2 protein-coding genes are annotated in these 1057 nt (G+C 60.1%); both read right to left on the reverse strand.

Annotated elements, in window-relative coordinates; translation table 11 throughout:
- Window positions 1–95: 95 nt before the first annotated feature.
- On the reverse strand, window positions 96–725 hold the full coding sequence (gene lolA, locus A3730_RS22095; protein ID WP_063519157.1) for an outer membrane lipoprotein chaperone LolA: 630 nt from the start codon (window positions 723–725) through the stop codon (window positions 96–98).
- Window positions 726–734: 9 nt separating this feature from the next.
- Window positions 735–1057 (reverse strand): DNA translocase FtsK (locus tag A3730_RS22100; protein ID WP_304439521.1); only part of this gene is annotated, 323 nt, incomplete at its 5' end.

Genomic DNA, 1057 nt, shown 5'->3' on the forward strand with positions numbered 1-1057 from the left:
GCCTGCTGGGCGGCATCGGCGGCAAAAAGATCGCTCATGGAAAACGCCTACTGGTGACCGGGCTGCGGCCGGAGCATCCCGGCCGTTACCCTCGATTACTGTTGTTGCTGAATGACATCCGTGCCTTCAGGCGGCTCGAAGTGGAACAGACCGCTATCGATGCCGCCGTTCAGGGTCAGGGTCTTGAAGTCGATGACGGTCTGCTGGCCCAGTGCATCCTGCAAGCGCATGGACGCGGGCTCGTCGCCCTTGAAGGTCACATCCAGCTGATCGAACAGCGGGTCCTGACCTTTGGGGGTAAGCCGGTAAGTGACTTCGCCCCCCTGATTATCACGCTCGGAAATACTGAACGCCTTGGCCACATCGGCAGGCTTGCCACCAAACAACAGGGCCGGGGTCTGGCCAAGATCCTGGCTCAGCGGGCGTACCACCACCTGCTCCAGGTCCTTGTCGTAAACCCAGACGGTTTCGCCGTCGGACGCAGCCATCTGCTCATAAGGCGTTTCGGTGAGCCAGTAAAACTGGTTCCCCCGGGCCACCTGAAAACGGCCCGTGGCTTCCTGCATATGCGTGCCGCCCTGATCCAGCACCACCTGCTCGAACTCGCCTTTCATGGACTTAAGGGTTTGCAGGCGATCCAGCAAATCATCGGTGGCACCCGCCCATGCGGTAGGGGCCAACAGGACAGCAGGCGCCAGCGCCAAGCTCAACAGCAACTTCTTCATTCAAACTCCTTATTTGACCGGCGGCGGCGCGATGACTTCGCGCTGGCCATTGTTGCCGGCCTCGGTGACCACCCCTGCCATCTCCATGGCTTCCACCAGGCGGGCGGCACGGTTATAGCCAATTTTCAGTTTCCGCTGCACAGAGGAAATGGACGCCCGTCGGGACTCGGTGACGATGGCCACCGCTTCATCGTAAAGCGGATCATTCTCGTCATCGCCGCCCTCACTGGCGCTTTCCATACCTGGCATCGGTGCATTGAGGTCGCTGCCACCATCGAGAATTTCTTCAAGATAATTGGGCTCGCCGCGTTTGCGCCAATCGTCACAAACCC

It is taken from the genome of Alcanivorax sp. HI0044, assembly GCF_001634945.1.